This is a genomic window from Pseudomonas sp. SC3(2021), from assembly GCF_019856535.1.
Taxonomy (GTDB): Bacteria; Pseudomonadota; Gammaproteobacteria; order Pseudomonadales; family Pseudomonadaceae; genus Aquipseudomonas; species Aquipseudomonas monsensis.
In genome coordinates, this window is the sequence record NZ_CP082236.1 from 4,127,404 (window position 1) to 4,146,557 (window position 19,154).

General features: G+C 60.1%; 17 protein-coding genes. 1 reads left to right on the top strand and 16 read right to left on the bottom strand.

Translation table 11 applies throughout. The features are described 5' to 3' along the window. The first annotated feature begins 34 nt into the window (after nucleotides 1–34). On the top strand, nucleotides 35–367 hold the full coding sequence (locus K5Y35_RS18450) for a DUF2790 domain-containing protein (RefSeq protein WP_222832559.1): 333 nt from the start codon (nucleotides 35–37) through the stop codon (nucleotides 365–367). Nucleotides 368–536: 169 nt separating this feature from the next. Here the strand turns inward: K5Y35_RS18450 and K5Y35_RS18455 are convergent, their stop codons facing one another. The 16 genes from K5Y35_RS18455 to K5Y35_RS18530 all read right to left on the bottom strand — a co-directional run bounded on the left by K5Y35_RS18455 (nucleotide 537) and on the right by K5Y35_RS18530 (nucleotide 19,150). After that, entirely contained in the window at nucleotides 537–1,724 is a 1,188-nt protein-coding gene (locus tag K5Y35_RS18455) for an acyltransferase family protein (protein WP_222832560.1), read from the bottom strand. A 177-nt stretch (nucleotides 1,725–1,901) separates the two neighbouring features. Continuing rightward, on the bottom strand, nucleotides 1,902–3,227 hold the full coding sequence (locus tag K5Y35_RS18460) for an OprD family porin (RefSeq protein ID WP_222832561.1): 1,326 nt from the start codon (nucleotides 3,225–3,227) through the stop codon (nucleotides 1,902–1,904). Between the two features lie 174 nt (nucleotides 3,228–3,401). Continuing rightward, nucleotides 3,402–3,716 (bottom strand): helix-turn-helix domain-containing protein, encoded by a 315-nt coding sequence (locus tag K5Y35_RS18465; RefSeq protein WP_123462457.1) that lies wholly within the window; start codon nucleotides 3,714–3,716, stop codon nucleotides 3,402–3,404. Continuing rightward, nucleotides 3,706–4,056, bottom strand: coding sequence for a toxin (locus K5Y35_RS18470; protein WP_123462954.1), 351 nt, complete (start codon nucleotides 4,054–4,056; stop codon nucleotides 3,706–3,708). Before K5Y35_RS18470 ends, K5Y35_RS18465 begins: the two co-directional genes overlap by 11 nt. A gap of 578 nt (nucleotides 4,057–4,634) precedes the next feature. Continuing rightward, nucleotides 4,635–6,098 carry an NADH-quinone oxidoreductase subunit NuoN gene (nuoN, locus tag K5Y35_RS18475; protein ID WP_007920173.1) on the bottom strand — a complete coding sequence of 488 codons (1,464 nt, stop codon included), beginning with the start codon at nucleotides 6,096–6,098 and terminating at the stop codon, nucleotides 4,635–4,637. Nucleotides 6,099–6,105: 7 nt separating this feature from the next. After that, complete coding sequence (gene nuoM / locus K5Y35_RS18480) at nucleotides 6,106–7,638, bottom strand: NADH-quinone oxidoreductase subunit M (protein ID WP_016986254.1); 1,533 nt, start codon at nucleotides 7,636–7,638, stop codon at nucleotides 6,106–6,108. A 39-nt stretch (nucleotides 7,639–7,677) separates the two neighbouring features. Next, on the bottom strand, nucleotides 7,678–9,531 hold the full coding sequence (nuoL, locus tag K5Y35_RS18485; protein WP_222832562.1) for an NADH-quinone oxidoreductase subunit L: 1,854 nt from the start codon (nucleotides 9,529–9,531) through the stop codon (nucleotides 7,678–7,680). After that, the gene (gene nuoK, locus K5Y35_RS18490; RefSeq protein WP_003180046.1) at nucleotides 9,528–9,836 is read right to left on the bottom strand and encodes an NADH-quinone oxidoreductase subunit NuoK; all 309 of its coding nucleotides are present in this window, start codon (nucleotides 9,834–9,836) and stop codon (nucleotides 9,528–9,530) included. Before nuoK ends, nuoL begins: the two co-directional genes overlap by 4 nt. Nucleotides 9,837–9,839: 3 nt before the next feature. After that, nucleotides 9,840–10,340 (bottom strand): NADH-quinone oxidoreductase subunit J, encoded by a 501-nt coding sequence (gene nuoJ, locus K5Y35_RS18495; protein ID WP_007951462.1) that lies wholly within the window; start codon nucleotides 10,338–10,340, stop codon nucleotides 9,840–9,842. Nucleotides 10,341–10,349: 9 nt separating this feature from the next. After that, nucleotides 10,350–10,898 carry an NADH-quinone oxidoreductase subunit NuoI gene (gene nuoI / locus K5Y35_RS18500; RefSeq protein ID WP_003223795.1) on the bottom strand — a complete coding sequence of 183 codons (549 nt, stop codon included), beginning with the start codon at nucleotides 10,896–10,898 and terminating at the stop codon, nucleotides 10,350–10,352. 11 nt (nucleotides 10,899–10,909) lie between these two features. After that, nucleotides 10,910–11,917, bottom strand: a complete 1,008-nt coding sequence (gene nuoH, locus K5Y35_RS18505; protein ID WP_007964859.1) for an NADH-quinone oxidoreductase subunit NuoH — start codon at nucleotides 11,915–11,917, stop codon at nucleotides 10,910–10,912. Beyond that, nucleotides 11,914–14,628: an NADH-quinone oxidoreductase subunit NuoG gene (gene nuoG, locus K5Y35_RS18510; protein ID WP_123462463.1), complete on the bottom strand. Its 2,715-nt coding sequence runs from the start codon at nucleotides 14,626–14,628 to the stop codon at nucleotides 11,914–11,916. Before nuoG ends, nuoH begins: the two co-directional genes overlap by 4 nt. 136 nt (nucleotides 14,629–14,764) lie before the next feature. Beyond that, nucleotides 14,765–16,120 (bottom strand): NADH-quinone oxidoreductase subunit NuoF, encoded by a 1,356-nt coding sequence (gene nuoF / locus K5Y35_RS18515; RefSeq protein ID WP_222832563.1) that lies wholly within the window; start codon nucleotides 16,118–16,120, stop codon nucleotides 14,765–14,767. Beyond that, nucleotides 16,117–16,614: an NADH-quinone oxidoreductase subunit NuoE gene (gene nuoE / locus K5Y35_RS18520; protein WP_003223804.1), complete on the bottom strand. Its 498-nt coding sequence runs from the start codon at nucleotides 16,612–16,614 to the stop codon at nucleotides 16,117–16,119. The genes nuoF and nuoE overlap by 4 nt, the downstream gene beginning before the upstream one ends. 2 nt (nucleotides 16,615–16,616) lie before the next feature. Beyond that, nucleotides 16,617–18,401, bottom strand: a complete 1,785-nt coding sequence (gene nuoC / locus K5Y35_RS18525; protein ID WP_127651031.1) for an NADH-quinone oxidoreductase subunit C/D — start codon at nucleotides 18,399–18,401, stop codon at nucleotides 16,617–16,619. Between the two features lie 74 nt (nucleotides 18,402–18,475). Next, nucleotides 18,476–19,150: a NuoB/complex I 20 kDa subunit family protein gene (locus tag K5Y35_RS18530; protein WP_003223809.1), complete on the bottom strand. Its 675-nt coding sequence runs from the start codon at nucleotides 19,148–19,150 to the stop codon at nucleotides 18,476–18,478. Nucleotides 19,151–19,154 lie beyond the last annotated feature (4 nt).

The following is a 19,154-nucleotide window of genomic DNA, read 5'->3' on the forward strand; positions in this document are numbered from 1 at the left end:
TGTCGATGCCGGGCTTTTATAGGGAGGAGTAAACATGCAGTTGATCAAATGGATGACCGTCGCCGGCATCATGGTCATGTCTGCGAATGTGCTGGCCGAAGGCGGTGGTGATCGCACCTTCGAGCGCGCGTTCAACGCCAATGCCAAAGCCATGCAGCAATACGCGGCCGCGCGCGGCAAGGCGGCGCCAGTGGTCAAGGAATATGAATACGGGATGAAGCTCGACGTGGTGAACATCGTCAGCGTGGTGAAGCCGCAACCCGCTTGCTCGGTGGTCCCGACCGCCATGACCTACGAGGATTCCAAGGGGCAGCTCAATACGCTCAGATACAGTGTGGCAGGCGCGTGCCGCAACCGCGGCGGCTAACCAACAGCCAACCTCTGAACTGCCGAAGGCTGCGATCTTTTGAGCTTGATCTTAAAAATCAAAATCAAAAGATTGCAGCCTTCCGCAGCTCCCGCACGGGGGGATTTTCAGTCTCACGATCGGTATGTCGATTCATGATGTTCATCCCCGCGCACCGCTGCCACTCGGACTATTTGGCCGGCAATCGCGCGACGTCGGCTTCGGCGGGTTCTGGCGCGGCTTCCTGGTTCAGCTTGCGGCGGGCGATCTCGGCGCCGCGCAGACGCAGTGGCGTTTCGATGAAGCGATAATTGAGTTCGCTCAGCACCAATAGCAACCCCACCGATGTCAGCAGCAACTCCAGCGTAAAGCGCCCATCCAGCGGTACATCCTGACTGGCGGCGACACGCGTCCAGATCTCGGTACTCAGGTGATTGGCGAACACGTGGATCACATAGAGGCCATAGGACCGCGAACCGAGCCACTGCATGAAGCCGCGCAGGACGGCCGGGCAGTAGATGTAGCCTTTCTGGTAGCTGGCCAGCCAGACTATCAGCACCGCGACGATCGCGATCAAACCGACGGCAATCGGCATCGCGATCAGCTGAGTGGCGATCGCGCCCAGCATGTAGAGCAGAAACAGCGTGCACAGCAACGGTTTGAGCATTCCCTGACCCAGCCCGACCGGTTCTATCTGTTGATAGAGACGGGTACGGGTAAACAGGCACAGGAGAATGCCCCAGAGCATGGCGTCCAGGCGGAAGGACGAGAGCATGCTGCTGGCGGGGTTGCCGAAGGGATTGCGGTCCAGACCGAACTGCAAGGCAATGAGTGCGAACAGTGCGATGACCCGCCAGCGCGGGGCCGTGATGAACAGCAGGAAAAACGGGAATACGAAGTAGAACTGCTCTTCGAGCGCCAGGCTCCAGTATTGAGGGCTGGGGCCCAGCAGGCTGTTGTATTGATTCGCCAGGTTACCGCTGAAAGTCGCAACGGCGGTGAAACTGCGCAGATTGTCGAACCACGAACCGAAGATGTTCGACTGGTTGAACGCAATGGAAAAGATCAGCGGGATCAGTATCCAGAGCCAGGCCGTCGGCAATAGACGGTAGGCACGGCGCAGCCAGAAACACGCCGCTGCCAGGCCGAACTGGTCTTGTGCGCGGTGTTTGTCGAAATAGTCCAGATAGGCCTTGCTGACCACGAAGCCGGAAATACAGAAGAACAGATCGACGCCGGTCCAGGGCATGAAGATCGAGAAAATCCGTAGCAGCACATCAACATGGAACGGCAGCAACATGTTGACATGGCTCAGGAGGGTCATGGCGACAGCAGCCCCTCGCAAGTACTCGATTTCCAGGTTTTTACGGCTACTCATCGATCCCTCGTTATTCTTGTTGGTCTGCGCAGGCGAAGATGGCAGGTCGCCGACGGTCCGGTCAAGAAAACGATAACTTTTTGCGAAGCAAAAAAGGCGCCCCGAAGGACGCCAAAGGATTCACCTCTTACCAAAGGAGCAAGGAGCTTCTAAAGGTGAATTTTCATCAACGAGCAGTCAGAGAATGGCCAGCGGGTATTCGACAATCACCCGTACTTCATCCAGGTCGGACTCGAACGCCGTGGCGCGGGTGGTGGCTTGGCGCAAGCGCAGCGACAGGTCTTTCAGTGAACCGCTCTGCACCACGTATTTGACTTCGATATTGCGCTCCCAGCGCTTCTGGTCGGTCAGCGGATTGCCCTCGGCGTCGCGGCGCATGTACACGGCATTGGCGTTGCTGTAATCGGCATCGGTGCCGCGCGCATATCGGGTCATGAACGACAGGCCGGGCACGCCGTAAGTGCTCATGTCGAGGTCATAACGCACCATCCACGAACGTTCTTGCGGCGAGTTGAAGTCGCTGTACTGAATGGAGTTGTCGAGAAAGATCGAGTCGGACTGGCGCAGGTAATCGAAGTCGTCATTACCGTTGTTGCGCTGGTGGGAGAGGGCGACGGAGTGGGCGCCGAGCTTCATACCGACCCGGCCGCTCCAGATGTTGTTGTCGAACTCGCCAAGCAGTTGTTTGCCTTCGTCGACCGCCTTGTAATAGTTCAGGCCGCCGAACAGCGAGAGGTCGTCAGACAGGGGATAGGTCCATGCGGTGCCGGCGTAGTATTGATTCCAGGCATCCTTGAGGCGACTGGAGTACAGACTGAAACTGAGGTTCTTGTTCAGCACGTAGTCGCCACCGCCGTAAGCGATCCACGGCGAATTGACCGGGCCGCCGTAGAAGGTGGCGAAGTTTTCGCGCAGGTCGCTGGACACCGGTTGGCTCATCGCATGCAAACGCCCGCCCTGAATCGACAGGCCCGCAATGCTGGTGTTGGTCGCCGTCACCCCGCGAAAGCTTTCCGGTAGCAGGCGCGAGTCACCGGCCGCCACCATCGGGTTGGCCGGGAACACATCACCGACCTTGACCACTGTATCGAACGCCCGCACTTTGGCGGCGCCACCGATTTTGGTGTATTCGTCCCGTGCCTGGCCGTCTCGGTTGACCGGCAACACATCGAACGAACTGCGCCCACCGTTGCGCCCGTCGCCGGTGTCGAGTTTCAAACCGATCATGGCAAACGCATCGACCCCGACCCCGACGGTGCCTTGGGTGAAACCGGATTCGAACTTGCTGATCACCGCATGCGCCCAGGCTTCGGAATAACCATTGCCGGTAGGGCTGGACTGGCCGTTACGGTGATCACGATTGAAGTAGAGGTTACGGTTGAGCACCGTCAGGCTGCTGCCTTCGACAAAGCCTTCGGGCTTGTCCTCTGCAAACACCAGGGACGGCCCTGAACCGACCACCACCGCTAAAGCGGCCAACGATATTTTTGTAGGGTTAACCATCAAACACTCCTTGGGTTCGGCAGAACGGGAACGTGCGTCGGCGTGGGTTTTATTGTTCGACGGGCAAGGGCCCGTCGGCATGGGTCGCCGGGTGACATCGTTGCAAGCTGCGGATAACGCCAAGGTGATGGGGGAATTACAATTTGGTCATGTGGGCGGGGTGGAAATGCTGTGTCAGGTCAGCGCTGCGAGTTGTTCGATCGTTTGTGGGAAGCGTTCGACCAGACGGATCAGGGTGGTGGCCTGAGCATTGGGTGTCGCTCGTCCTTGTTCCCAGTTTTCCAGCGTTCGCGTGTTGGTGCGCAGATACATTGCGAATACTGACCGGGACAGATTCAGTTGCTGACGGATGGCGACGACTTCATCCGCAGTGATCGGCATCAGTTTTGGCAACTGAACCTTGTGGGTACGCAAGGTGATTTTGCCTTGGCGTTCATCGGCCAGTGCTTCCAGTCCATCCATCAGTTCGGAAAAAATGTCACGTTTCATAGTGGGTTCTCGCGTTGAGTTCTTTATCCAGTGTCTTTCTGAAAAGTTTTTTCTGGGCAGGCGTCAAATTGTCCTGCTCGTTTTTGCTGTAGACGGTAAAGAGCCAGAACTGATCGAAGCCTGACCACCAGTAATAAATCACTCGTAATCCGCTACGTTTACCTTTCCCTCTTCGTTGGTCGCTAAAGCGAATTTTACGAAGCCCGCCTGTGTCCTCGATGAGATCGCCCGCTTCCGGATTTTTCAGCAACTCCAGTTGCAAGCTGCGAAACAGATCGTCATCCAGATAGTCGTCTCGGTGCTTCTGAAACACAGGCAATTCGATAAATAGAGCATCCATGTTCTGTACGTTACCTGCGTATAGTGTTGTCTCGATAATCGAATCGGTCAAGGCCTCCTGGCCTTGCTTTTCGTCCCTTTTTTAACGGTAGACGCCGGTCGTAAAAACACCTGTAGGACGAATCGCCGCGTGTGGTGAGAACGTTCGATGGATCTATGAAGAGGCTTCGCAACTGGCGTGTCAGAACAATCGCGCAGCAGTGTCCAGCGCCGAATGGCGATAGCGGTGGGGTGTCAGGTTATGAAGAGGTTGAGTGTGCCAACGCCTTCGCGGGCAAGCCACGCTCCCACAGTAATCCGGGAAGACACAGAATCTGACAACGACACACGACCTGGAGCGAGCCTGCTCGCGATAGCGGATTGTCAGGCAATGAAGATGTTGAATGTCCCAACACCTTCGCGAGCCGGCTCACTCCCACAGTGGTTTCAGATGTGCCCGAATGTTGTGAACGGCACACAAACCTGTGCGAGCCGGACTTGCCCGCGATGAGGCCAACGGCAGTGCTCGAGGTGATAAATCCCGCAAAAACAAAAACGGCACCCGAAGGTGCCGTTTCCGTTTTGTAGCCCGCCAGGCAATCAGCCCGCCAGACCCGCCTGCTGAACCAGAGTCAGCAATGGCTGCGGGTACACACCCAGGAAGAACGCAACCAGGGCGATAGCCAGCAGCATCACGCCGCCTGCTTTCTGTTCCCAGTGCAATTGGGCGTCGTGGCGACGCAGGTTTGGCTCGATCAGGTACAGGGTGACCATCACGCGCAGGTAGTAGAACACGCCGATGGCGCTGCCCAGAACCAGCGAGCCGACCAGCCACCATTGGTGCGATTCAACACCGGTAGCGATGATGTAGAACTTGCCGATGAAGCCCGCGGTCAGCGGGATACCGGCCAGGGACAGCATCATCACGGTCAGAACGGCGGTCAGGTACGGACGGCGCCAGAACAGGCCGCGGTATTCGTACAGAGCGTCTGCGTCACGGCCGTTGTACGGCGAGGACATCAGGGTGATCACGCCGAAGGCACCGAGGCTGGTGATTACGTAGGTGACCAGGTAGACGCCAATGGCTTCCACCGCCAGACCCTTGCTCGCCACCAGAGCGATCAGCAGGTAGCCGAAGTGCGCGATGGACGAGTAACCGAGCAGACGCTTGAGGTTGCTCTGGGTCAGGGCCAGCAGGTTACCGAACAGGATCGAGGCGATGGCGATCACGGTCAGCACGTCGCTCAGCACGCCGCTGCTGGCAGCAGGGGAGATCTGGAACAGACGCACCATCACCGCGAACACCGCAACCTTCGAAGCGGTCGCGAGGAACGCCGCCACCGGTGCCGGAGCACCTTCGTAGACGTCCGGCGTCCACAGGTGGAACGGCACCAGCGACAGCTTGAACGCCAGACCGATCAGCATCATGCCCAGGCCCAGTTGTGCCAGCGAGCTCGGCAGGCCAGTTGCAGCCAGCGCCTGACCGATGCCAACGAAGCTCAGCGAACCCGAGTCGGCGTACAGCAGGGCCATACCGAACAACAGGAACGCGGAACCGGCGGCCGACAGCACCATGTACTTGATGCCGGCTTCCAGCGAACGCTTGTTAAAGAAGGCGTAAGCCACCAGACCGTAAACCGGTACCGAGAGCAGTTCCAGACCGATGAACAACCCGGCCAGGTGCTGCGCGCTGACCAGAACCAGGCCGCCGGCGGCGGCCATCAGGATCAGCAGGTACAGTTCTTCACGGTTGCCCGGGTAACCCGAACCGCCATCGCCCAAATAGGCGTGGGCGAGGGTGACGCAGGCGAGGGTGGCGACCAGGATCAGCGCCATGTACAGGCAGGCGAAGGTGTCGATCTGCAGCAATGGGGTCACGGCCAGAGGCGCGACTTTCAGGGCTGGCAGGATCGACAGCAGGGCCAGGTTCAGACCGGCGACCGAGATCAGGAAGGTCTGCGAGTGGTTGCGGCGCCAGGCGATTGCCAGCATCACCACGATAATGGTGAGGCTGGTGATCAACAGTGGCGCAAGCGCAATAAAGTGTTGAATCGTGAATTCCATAGCGCTCTTACCGGGCCGAAGCGAGTTGAGTGAAGGCGGTGCCGAGCCACTGCTGCACGCCATGCATCGTGGCGGCAGACGTGTCGAGGAACGGTTGCGGGTAAACGCCGAGGTAAACCAGCAGTACCGCAAGGCCCAGCACCATGATCAGTTCGCGAGCGTCCATGCCGTGCAGGATCGAATCCGATTTCGACGGACCGAAGTAGGCACGGTGGATCATGATCAGCGAGTAGACCGAACCGAACACCAGACCGGAGGTGGCAATCGCAGTGATCCAAGGCCAGCTGGCGAAAGAGCCGATCAGGATCAGGAACTCACCGACAAAGTTACCGGTACCCGGCAGACCCAACGAAGCGGCTGCAAAGAACAGGCTGATCGCCGGCAGGTAAGCGATACGCGACCACAGACCGCCCATCTCACGCATGTCACGAGTGTGCAGACGCTCGTACAACTGACCGCTGAGGATAAACAGTGCTGCCGCCGACACACCGTGCGCCAGCATCTGGATCACTGCACCTTGCAGGGCCAGTTGGCTGCCGGAGTAGATGCCGATCAACACGAAGCCCATGTGGGACACGGAAGAGAAGGCGATCAGACGCTTGATGTCGGTTTGTGCGAAAGCGAGGAACGCACCGTAGAAGATCCCGATCAGACCGAGGGTCATGGCGATCGGCGCAAACTCGGCCGAAGCGTTCGGGAACAGCGGCAGGGCGAAACGCAGCAGACCGTAGGCCGCGGTTTTCAGCAGGATACCGGCGAGGTCGACGGAACCGGCAGTCGGCGCCTGGGCGTGGGCATCAGGCAACCACGAGTGGAACGGTACGACGGGCAGCTTGACCGCGAAGGCGATGAAGAAGCCGAGCATCAGGATGTACTCGGTGGTCATCGACATCTTGGTTTTCAACAGATCGGCGTAGTTGAAGGTAATCACGCCGGTGTTGTTGAAGTTGACCAGCACCAGACCGAGGATCGCCACCAGCATGATCAGGCCGGAAGCCTGAGTGAAGATGAAGAACTTGGTCGCTGCGTAGATCCGGGTTTTCTTGCCGTCCGAAGAACTGTGACCCCAGAGCGCGATGAGGAAGTACATCGGCACCAGCATCATTTCCCAGAAGAAGAAGAACATGAACAGGTCGAGGGCGAGGAACACGCCGACCACGCCGCCCAGGATCCACATCAGGTTCAGGTGGAAGAAGCCAACGTGACGTTGAATCTCTTTCCACGAGCAGAGTACCGAGAGGATACCCAGCAGGCCGGTCAGCAGGATCATCAACAGCGACAGGCCGTCGAGGGCCAGGTGCACGTTGATGCCGAAGCGCTGGATCCAGACGTGCTTGAACTCAAGCGCCCAGGTCGGATCGGCGCCAGGCGCCGGAGCAAATGAATAGTCACCGTGGGCCCACAGCCAGAGGCCGAGGGCGAGTTCCAGGGTCATGGTCAACAGCGCAATCCAGCGGGGGAGGGTAGCGCCGAAGCGCTCACCCATCCAGCACAGCAGGCCGCCGATGAAGGGGATCAGGATTAGCCAAGGCAGAATCATGACGGGCTCGTTTCCTTTCGCAAATTCGCAAGGTTCATATCAGACCGCTACCAGCACGATGGCGCCGATAACCAGCACGGCACCAGCAGCCATCGAAGCAGCGTACCAACGCAGTTGACCGGTCTCGGTGCGGCTCAGGGCAGTGTGACCACCCTTGGCCATACGCGGGATCAGACCGATGGTCTGGTCGAGCGGGTCTTTGCGCAGTACGTGGCTGATCGCCAGGTAAGGCTTGACGAACAGTTTGTCGTAGATCCAGTCGAAGCCCCAGGCAGCGAACCACCAGGCCGAAAGGAAACGGCCGATGCCGCTGTTGGCAATCGCCGTCACGAAGCGACGCTTGCCGAGGAACAGCAGGGCCGCCAGCAGGATACCGGCCAGGGCGATGGCGCCCGAAGCGATTTCCAGACTGTGCTTGGCTTCGCCACCGGCATGCCCAACGCTTTCTGGCAGTACGCCGTGCAGCGGTGGCACGATCATGGCGCCGACGAAGGTCGACAGCACGATCAGCACCGACAGCGGCAGCCAGTGAGCGATGCCGTGACCGGCGTGGGCTTCAGTCTTGGCTTCACCGTGGAACGTGATGAAGATCAGGCGGAAGGTGTACAGCGAAGTCATGAACGCGCCGACCAAACCTGCGTAAAGCAGACCGTGGTTGCCGCTGGCGAACGCTTCCCAAAGGATTTCGTCCTTGGAGTAGAAGCCTGCGGTGACCAGTGGCAGAGCGGCCAGCGCCGCGCCGCCGACGATGAAGCTGGCGTAGGCCAGTGGCAGTTTTTTCCACAGACCGCCCATCTTGAAGATGTTCTGCTCGTGGTGGCAGGCAACGATCACCGCACCGGAAGCAAGGAACAGCAGGGCCTTGAAGAAGGCGTGGGTCATCAGGTGGAAAATCGCGCCATCCCATGCGCCAACGCCCAGCGCCAGGAACATGTAGCCGATCTGGCTCATGGTCGAGTAGGCGAGGATACGTTTGATGTCGGTCTGTACCAGTGCGGCGAAGCCTGCGAGAACCAGGGTCACACCACCAACGATGCCGACCAAGTGCAGGATGTCCGGCGCCAGGGTGAACAGTCCGTGGGTACGGGCGATCAGGTAGACACCGGCGGTCACCATGGTCGCGGCGTGGATCAGTGCCGACACCGGGGTCGGGCCGGCCATCGCGTCCGCGAGCCAGGTTTGCAGTGGCAGTTGCGCCGATTTACCGACCGCACCACCCAGCAGCATCAGGGTCGCCAGAGTGATCCAGAAGTCGCCGACCTGGAATTTCTGCGGTGCCAGCACCAGCAGTTCCTGGATGTTCAACGTGCCCACTTGCTGGAACAGGATGAACAGGCCGATGGCCATGAACACGTCGCCGATCCGGGTGACGATGAAGGCCTTGAGTGCGGCGTTACCGTTGTTGCGGTTGCTGTAGTAGAAACCGATCAACAGGTACGAGCACAGGCCCACGCCTTCCCAGCCGAAGTACAGGAACAACAGGTTATCGCCGAGTACCAGGAACAGCATGCTGGCGATAAACAGGTTGGTGTACGAGAAGAAGCGCGAGTAACCCGCTTCGCCGCGCATGTACCAGGACGCGAACAGATGGATCAGGAAACCTACGCCCACCACCACGCCGAGCATGGTGATCGACAGGCCGTCAATGTAGAGGGCGAAGTCAGGCTTGAAGCCTTCGACCGCCATCCACTTCCACAGCACCAGGGTGTAGTGACCGCCTTCGGGAGGCGCGACGTTGAATTGCCAGATGACGTAGGCGGCGACAATCGCCGACAAGCCAATGGAACCCACGCCGATCAGCGCCGAGAGGTTTTCCGACCAGCGTCCACGGGAGAACGACAGCAGCAGGAAACCGATCAGAGGGAATACGAAAGTCAGAAAGATTAGGTTCATCCGCGCATCTCACTGGCAGCGTCGATATCGAGCGTGTGGAAGCGGCGATACAGTTGCAGCAGGATCGCCAGGCCAATACTGGCTTCGGCGGCTGCCAGGCTGATCACCAGGATGAACATGATCTGTCCATCCGGTTGCGCCCAGCGGGCGCCCGCAACGATGAAGGCCAGTGCAGAGGCGTTCATCATCACTTCCAGACTCATCAACACGAACAAAATGTTGCGGCGGACCATCAGGCCGACCAGACCAAGGCAGAACAGGATGCCGGCAACGGCCAATCCATGCTCGAGAGGGATAGCAGGCATGTCTTACTCCTTCGCCTCGTTACGGCCCAAATGGAACGCCGTGACGGCTGCGGCGAGCAGCAGCATCGAGGCGAGTTCGACCACCAGCAGGTACGGACCGAACAGGCTGATGCCCACGGCTTTCGCGTCTACGGTGGTGTGGCCGATGGCCTGACCGCTCTGGTGAGCGAACAGCACATACAGCAGTTCGGCCAGCAGCAGGGCGGCGAGAATCACCGGTCCTGCCCAGATGCCGGGCTTGAGCCAGGTGCGTTCCTGCTGAACCGAGGCGGGCCCCAGGTTCAGCATCATCACCACGAACACGAACAGCACCATGATGGCGCCGGCGTAGGCGATCACTTCCAGCACGCCGGCGAATGGTGCGCCGAGTGCGAAGAAAGTCATGGCCACGGCGATCAACGAGATGATCAGGTAGAGCAGGGCGTGCACAGGGTTGGTGTTGGTGACCACACGTAGCGTGGACACAACAGCGATACCCGATGCGAAATAGAAAGCGAATTCCATCGTTCTTCCTTAAGGCAGCAAGCTCTTCACGTTGATCGGTTCGGCTTCGTTCTGCGCAGAGCCTTTCGGCTTGCCAGCGATTGCCATACCTGCAACACGATAGAAGTTGTAATCAGGGTTTTTGCCGGGGCCGGAGATCAGCAGATCTTCTTTCTCGTACACCAGGTCCTGACGTTTGAACTCGGCCATCTCGAAATCCGGGGTCAGCTGGATTGCGGTGGTCGGACAGGCTTCCTCGCAGAGACCGCAGAAAATGCAGCGCGAGAAGTTGATACGGAAGAAGTCCGGGTACCAGCGACCGTCTTCGGTTTCAGCTTTCTGCAGCGAGATGCAACCCACCGGGCAAGCCACGGCGCACAGGTTGCAGGCTACGCAACGTTCTTCACCATCGGGGTCACGGGTCAGGACGATGCGACCACGGTAGCGTGGCGGCAGGTAGACCGGCTCTTCCGGGTATTGCAGGGTGTCGCGCTTGCGGAAGCCATGGCCGAAGACCATGACCAGGCTGCGCAACTGGGTACCAGTACCCTTAACGATGTCGCCAATATATTTGAACATGGGTCAAATCCTCACTGAACCGCAACCGCAGGTGTGTTCCACAACACAACCGCAGCGGTTATCAGCAAATTGATCAGGGTCAGTGGCAGGCAGAATTTCCAGCTGAAATCCATCACCTGGTCATAACGCGGACGCGGAATGGAAGCGCGCAGCAGGATGAACAGCATGATGAAGAACGCGGTCTTCAGTGCGAACCAGACGAAGGACAGTTGCGGCAGGATGCCGAACGGACCGTGCCAGCCACCGAAGAACAGGGTGACCAGCAGCGCCGAGATCAGGATGATGCCGATGTATTCACCGACGAAGAACATGCCCCATTTCATACCGGCGTATTCAATGTGGTAACCGTCGGCCAGTTCCTGTTCCGCTTCCGGCTGGTCGAACGGGTGACGGTGAGTCACGGCCACGCCAGCGATGAAGAAGGTACAGAAGCCGAAGAACTGCGGAATGATGAACCACAGGTTCTGCGCCTGGTACTCGACGATGTCGCGCATGTTGAACGAGCCGACCTGCACCACGATGCCCATCAGGGCCAGGCCCATGAACACTTCGTAGGACACGGTCTGCGCCGAGGCACGCAAGCTGCCGAGCAGGGCGAACTTGTTGTTACTCGACCAGCCGGCGAACAGCACCGCGTAGACCGACAGACCGGCCATGGCGAAGAAGAACAGCAGGCCGATGTTCAGATCCGCGACGCCCCAGGTCGGGGTGATCGGGATGATCGCAAAGGCGATCAGCAGGGCGGACATGGCCACCACCGGTGCCAGGGTGAAGATCACCTTGTCGGCAAACGGCGGGGTCCAGTCTTCCTTGAAGAACATCTTCAGCATGTCGGCGGCGATCTGGAACATGCCGAACGGGCCAACGCGGTTCGGACCGTAACGGTCCTGCCACCAGCCCAGCAGGCGACGCTCGACAAAGCTGAGCAACGCGCCTGCGACCACAACGGCCAGCAGAATCACGATGGCTTTGATGACCGTCAGGATCACGTCGATCACTTCAGGGGTGAACCAGGTCATTGCGCTGCCTCCTGCAGACCGTCGACGGACACGCCGGCGAATGCCGGTGGAATGCCGGCGATGCCCGCAGGCAAGGCCACCAGACCCGCGCCCAGTTCTTCATTAATGCGCAGCGGCAGACGCAGGGTCTGGCCGGCCACGTTCAGGCTCAGCAGGGCACCGTCGTTGACGCCCAGGCGATCCGCTTCGGATTTGGCCAGTGCCACGTATGGAGCCGGGATGCGTTCCTGTACCGGTGCGGCTTTCGACGAGGTCTCGTCGCTGCCGAACAAGTGGTAGAACGGCACGGCTTGCCAGGTGCCCGGCGCCGGATTGAACGCACGCGGAGCGGCAGCGAACCAGTTCAGCGAGTCGCCCGTGCTTTCGATCAGGCGGGTGCCCGGGTCGCCAGCGCGCAGGTGACCACCGACTTCGTCCTGGAACTTGTTCCACGCTTGTGGCGAGTTCCAGCCCGGCGACCAGGCGAATGGCACTTGCTGACGTGGTTCAGCCGAACCCGAGTAACCTTCCATGGAGAAGGCGAACGCGGTGTCTTTGTCTTGCGGGGTACGCGGTTCGTGAACGCTGATGTCGGCGCGCATCGCGGTGCGACCGGAATAACGCAGCGGCTCACGCGCCAGTTTCAGACCCTTGATGCGGAACGCGGCCGATGGGGCTGCGTCGACGATACGCGCCAGTTGCTCGGTGCTCGAGGCAACGGCAGCGGTGACGTGGTCGAGTTGCGTCCAGTCGATCGGCTGGTTCAGCAGGGTCGAGCGCAGGGCGTGCAGCCAGCGCCAGCCTTCGTGAACCAGGATGCTCGCATCCATGTATTGCGGATCGAAAACCTGGAAGAAGCGCTGGGCGCGACCTTCCTGGCTGACCAGCGTACCGTCGCCTTCAGCGAAGCTCGCCGCTGGCAGAACCAGTTGCGCGCGGTCGGTGGTGGCGGTCTTCTGGTGGTCGGCAACGATCACCACTTGCGCAGCGTTCAGGGCTGCGTCGACCTTGGCTTTCGAGGTGCGGGTGTACAGATCGTTTTCCAGCACGACGATGGCGTCGGCCTTGCCGTCGATCACGGCTTGCAGCGCCGCGTCGACCGATTCGCCACCGAGCATGGCCAGGCCAAGGCTGTTGGCTTCCGGCACGATCAGGCTGATCGAACCGTTTTTCTCACGCAGCTTCAGGGCTTTGGCGATGTTCGCCGCCGCTTCGATCAGCGCTTTCGAACCCAGCGAAGTACCGGCGATGATCAGCGGACGCTTGGCCGCGAGCAGGGCGTCAGCAATGCGCTTGGCCAGTTCCAGGGCTTCGGCGTCCAGACCTTCAACGGCCGGGGCGCTGGCGTCCAGCGCGTGAGCAACGGCGAAACCGATGCGCGCCAGGTCATCCGGAGCGGCGTGTACGCATTCTTCGGCGATGTCGTCGAGCTTGGTTTCAGCGAGGCTGGCGATGAACAGCGGGTTCAGTTCGTGCTGACCGATGTTCTTCACCGCCGCGTCGAGCCACGGCTGAACACGCATGGCTTCGGCCATGTCTTCAGCCTTGCCCTTGACCGACTGACGCAGGGCCAGGGCCATACGCGCAGCAGTCTGGGTCAGGTCTTCACCGAGGACGAAGATCGCGTCGTGGTCTTCGATGTCGCGCATGTTCGGCACGGGCAGCGGGCTGTCTTTCAGCACTTGCAGGACCAGACGAATGCGCTCCAGCTCGGAGGCTTCGATACCGGAGTAGAAGTGCTCGGCGCCGACCAGCTCACGCAACGCGTAGTTGCTTTCGAGGCTGGCACGCGGCGAACCGATACCGACGATATTGCGCCCGCGCAGCAGATCGGCAGCCTTGTCCAGCGCCTGATCCAGGCCCAGCTTGGTGCCGTCGGCCAGCATTGGCTGACGTGGACGGTCGGTGCGGTTGACGTAGCCATAACCGAAACGGCCACGGTCGCACAGGAAGTACTGGTTCACCGAACCGTTGAAACGGTTTTCGATGCGACGCAGCTCGCCGTAACGCTCGCCCGGGGAGATGTTGCAACCGCTCGAGCAGCCATGGCAGATGCTCGGCGAGAACTGCATGTCCCACTTGCGGTTGTAGCGCTCGGAGTGCGTCTTGTCGGTGAACACACCGGTCGGGCAGACCTCGGTGAGGTTGCCGGAGAACTCGCTTTCGAGGGTGCCGTCTTCAACGCGACCGAAGTACACATTGTCGTGGGCACCGAACACACCGAGGTCGGTGCCGCCAGCGTAATCCTTGTAGAAACGCACGCAGCGGTAGCAAGCGATGCAGCGGTTCATTTCGTGGGAAATGAACGGGCCCAGTTGCTGGTTCTGGTGGGTGCGTTTGGTGAAGCGATAACGGCGCTCGTTGTGGCCGGTCATCACGGTCATGTCTTGCAGGTGGCAGTGACCGCCTTCCTCGCACACCGGGCAGTCGTGCGGGTGGTTGGTCATCAGCCATTCGACAACACTGGCGCGGAACGCCTTGGATTCTTCATCGTCGATGGAGATCCAGGTGTTGTCGGTGGCAGGCGTCATGCAGGACATGACGATGCGACCACGGGTGTCGTTCTCGTCGGTGTACTGCTTGACCGCGCACTGGCGGCAAGCCCCGACGCTACCAAGCGCGGGGTGCCAGCAGAAATAAGGGATGTCGAGGCCCAGCGACAGACATGCCTGTAACAGGTTGTCTGCCCCGTCGACTTCGAGCGCTTTGCCGTCTACGTGGATAGTGGCCATGGTTCAAAGTTCTTCGTTGGCCCGGTGTCAGCGGGCGTGGCTAATGGAATCTTGTTATTCGTCCGAATCCAGTCAGCCCCGAAAGGCGTCATCGGACGAAAGGCGAAGGGCACGGACCCTTCGCCTTTTTAAGCGTTTACGCGCCGACTACGATCGGCCTTGCCAGAGGCGGGACGGCGGCGCTTGCAGGCGCGATACCGGCTTCGAACTCTGGACGGAAGTATTTGATGGCACTGCCCAAAGGCTCCACGGCACCCGGTGCGTGAGCACAGAAGGTCTTGCCTGGGCCGAGGAAGCCGACCAGACCCAGCAGGGTCTCGATGTCGCCTGGCTGACCGCGGCCTTCTTCGATGGCCATCAAGAGCTTGACGCTCCATGGCAGGCCATCACGGCACGGGGTGCAGAAGCCGCAGGATTCGCGGGCGAAGAACTGCTCCATGTTGCGCAGCAGCGACACCATGTTGACGCTGTCGTCCACCGCCATCGCCAGGCCGGTACCCATCCGGGTGCCCACTTTGGCGATGCCGCCGGCGTACATCTGTGCGTCGAGGTGTTCTGGCAACAGGAAACCGGTACCGGCACCGCCTGGCTGCCAGGCCTTGAGTTTGTAACCGTCGCGCATGCCGCCGGCGTAGTCTTCGAACAGCTCGCGAGCGGTCACGCCGAATGGCAGTTCCCACAGGCCAGGGTTCTTGACCTTGCCGGAGAAGCCCATGAGCTTGGTGCCCATGTCTTCGCTGCCTTCGCGGGCCAACGATTTGTACCAGTCAACGCCGTCGGCAATGATCGCCGGCACGTTGCACAGGGTTTCCACGTTGTTCACGCAGGTCGGCTTGCCCCACACGCCCACGGCGGCAGGGAAGGGCGGCTTGGAGCGCGGGTTGGCGCGGCGGCCTTCGAGGGAGTTGATCAGTGCGGTTTCTTCACCGCAGATGTAACGCCCGGCGCCGGTGTGGACGAACAGCTCGAAATCGAAGCCGCTGCCCAGAATGTTTTTACCCAAAAGGCCAGCAGCCTTGGCTTCTTCCACGGCACGGTTGAGGTGCTTGGCGGCGGTGGTGTACTCGCCACGCAGGAAGATGTAGCCACGGTAGGTTTTCAGGGCGCGGGCACTGATCAGCATGCCTTCGATCAGCAGATGGGGCAGTTGCTCCATCAGCATGCGGTCTTTCCAGGTGTTCGGCTCCATCTCGTCCGCGTTGCACAGCAGGTAGCGGATGTTGATGGATTCGTCTTTGGGCATCAGGCCCCACTTCACGCCCGTGGGGAAGCCTGCACCGCCGCGACCTTTCAAGCCTGCGTCCTTCACGGTCTGGACGATGTCGTCCTGAGCCATGTCGGCGAAGGCCTTGCGCGCAGCGGCGTAACCGTTCTTGGCCTGGTATTCGTCGAGCCACACGGATTCGCCGTCGTCACGCAGACGCCAGGTCAGCGGGTGAGTCTCGGCCGAACGCTTGATGCGGTTGGCAGGACCGAAAGATGTCAGGGTCATACGTAGCCCTCGAGCAGTTTGGCCACGCCGGCAGGCTGCACGTCGCCAAAGGTGTCGTCGTCGATCATCAGCGCCGGTGCCTTGTCGCAGTTGCCGAGGCAGCAGACAGGCAGCAGGGTGAAACGACCGTCGGCGGTGGTCTGACCCAGGCCGATGCCCAGATTGTTCTGGATTTCGCTGACCACCGACTCGTGGCCGCCGATGTAGCAGACCATGCTGTCGCAGACGCGAATGATGTGGCGGCCGACCGGCTGACGGAAGATCTGGCTATAGAACGTCGCCACGCCTTCAACGTCGCTGGCCGGGATGCCGAGAATCTCGCCGATCGCGTACAGGGCGCCATCCGGCACCCAGCCGCGTTCCTTCTGAACGATTTTCAGGGCTTCGATCGACGCCGCGCGCGGGTCTTCGTAGTGATGCAGCTCGTGCTCGATGGCCGAGCGCTCGGTTTCACTCAAGGTGAAACGGTCTGTCTGGATAAGCGTGCTGTTCATGCTTAGCGGTCCACGTCGGCCATAACGAAGTCGATACTACCCAGGTACGCAATCAAGTCCGCGACCATGCTGCCTTTGATCACCGAAGGGATCTGCTGCAGGTGCGGGAAGCTCGGAGTACGGATCCGGGTACGGTAGCTCATGGTGCCGCCGTCGCTCGTCAGGTAATAACTGTTGATGCCCTTGGTCGCTTCGATCATCTGGAAGGATTCGTTGGCCGGCATGACCGGGCCCCACGAAACCTGCAGGAAGTGCGTGATCAGGGTTTCGATGTGCTGCAGCGTGCGCTCTTTCGGCGGCGGCGTGGTCAGCGGGTGATCCGCCTTGTACGGGCCTTCCGGCATGTTGCGCATGCACTGGTCGATGATCTTGATGCTCTGGCGCATCTCTTCGACGCGGACCATGCAGCGGTCGTAGGCATCGCCGTTGGCAGCCAGCGGTACTTCGAACTCGAAGTTCTCGTAGCCGGAGTACGGGCGCGCTTTACGCAGGTCGAAATCGCAACCGGTCGAACGCAGGCCGGCACCGGTGACGCCCCATTCCAGGGCCTCTTTGGTGTTGTACTGGGCAACGCCGATGGTCCGACCCTTGAGGATGCTGTTCTGCAGGGCGGCCTTGGTGTACTCGTCGAGGCGTTTTGGCAGCCATTCGACGAAGTCTTTCACCAGTTTGTCCCAGCCGCGTGGCAGGTCGTGGGCAACGCCACCGATGCGGTACCAGGCCGGGTGCAGGCGGAAACCGGTAATGGCTTCGATCACCGTGTACGCCTTCTGGCGGTCGGTGAAGGTGAAGAACACCGGAGTCATCGCACCAACGTCCTGGATGTAAGTCCCGAGGAACAGCAGGTGGCTGGTGATCCGGAAGAACTCGGCCATCATGATGCGGATGACGTCGACCTTCTCGGGCACCTTGATGCCGGCCAGCTTCTCGACCGAGAGCACGTACGGCAGGTTGTTCATCACGCCGCCGAGGTAGTCGATACGGTCGGTGTACGGGATGAAGCTGTGCCACGACTGACGCTCGGCCATCTTCTCGGCACCACGGTGGTGGTAACCGATGTCCGGCACGCAGTCGACGATCTCTTCACCGTCCAGTTGCAGGATGATGCGGAACGCACCGTGCGCGGAAGGGTGGTTCGGGCCCAGGTTGAGGAACATGTAGTCCTCGTTGGCACCGGAACGCTTCATGCCCCAGTCTTCAGGACGGAAGCGCGCGGCTTCTTCCTCAAGCTGTTGCTTGGCGAGGTTGAGGCTGAACGGATCGAATTCGGTGGCGCGCGCCGGGAAGTCCTTGCGCAGCGGGTGACCTTCCCAGGTCGGCGGCATCATGATGCGCGACAGGTGCGGGTGGCCTTTGAAGTCGATGCCGTACATGTCCCAGACTTCACGCTCGTACCAGTTGGCGTTCGGCCAGATGCTGGTGACGGTCGGCAAGCTCAGGTCGCTTTCGGACAAGGCGACTTTGATCATCACGTCACTATTACGCTCGAGCGACATGAGGTGATAGAACACGGTGAAGTCGGCGCCCGATGGCAGCCCTTGACGCTTGGTGCGCAGACGCTCGTCCACGCCGTGCAGGTCATAGAGCATGACGTACGGCTTGGGCAGGTTGCGCAGGAAGGTCAGGACTTCGACAAGTTTGGCGCGCGCCACCCACAGCACCGGCATGCCGGTGCGGGTCGACTGAGCGGTGAACGCTTCGGCGCCAAAACGGTTGTTCAATTCGACGACCACATCCTGGTCGTCTGCCTTATAAGGCGGGATGTACAGAGCGCTGCCTGTAGTCATGGTTATTTTTTCGCTTTCGGTCAACGTAAAGAATGAAGCCAGCTTCTCGTTTCTTTTGTAAGAACAGATCTGGATCAGACTTCGTCAGGGCTGCGCAGGTTGGTGACTGCGATTCGCTGTTCGCGGCGCTGTTCTTTCTGCGAAGGCATGTCGGCGCGATAAACGCCTTGATCACCAACGACCCAGGACAGTGGGCGACGCTCCTGGCCAATCGATTCCTGCAACAGCATCAAGCCTTGCAGAAATGCTTCTGGACGGGGCGGGCAGCCAGGTACGTAGACGTCCACGGGCAGGAACTTGTCCACCCCTTGAACCACGGAGTAGATGTCGTACATGCCACCGGAGTTGGCGCACGAACCCATGGAGATTACCCACTTCGGCTCGAGCATCTGCTCGTAGAGACGCTGAATGATCGGCGCCATCTTGATGAAGCAGGTACCGGCGATAACCATGAAGTCGGCCTGACGCGGTGATGCCCGGATAACTTCGGCGCCGAAGCGCGCGATGTCGTGGGGCGCCGTGAAGGCGGTGGTCATTTCCACGTAGCAGCACGAAAGGCCGAAGTTGTACGGCCACAGGGAGTTTTTACGCCCCCAGTTGACCGCGCCACTCAGCACGTCTTCGAGCTTGCCCATGAAAATGTTTTTGTGGACTTGATCCTCTAACGGATCGGAAACGGTTTCCCGTTCGCCAATCGGATACTGCTCGTTAGGAGCATCGGGGTCGATTCTGGTGAGATTGTATTGCATTGCC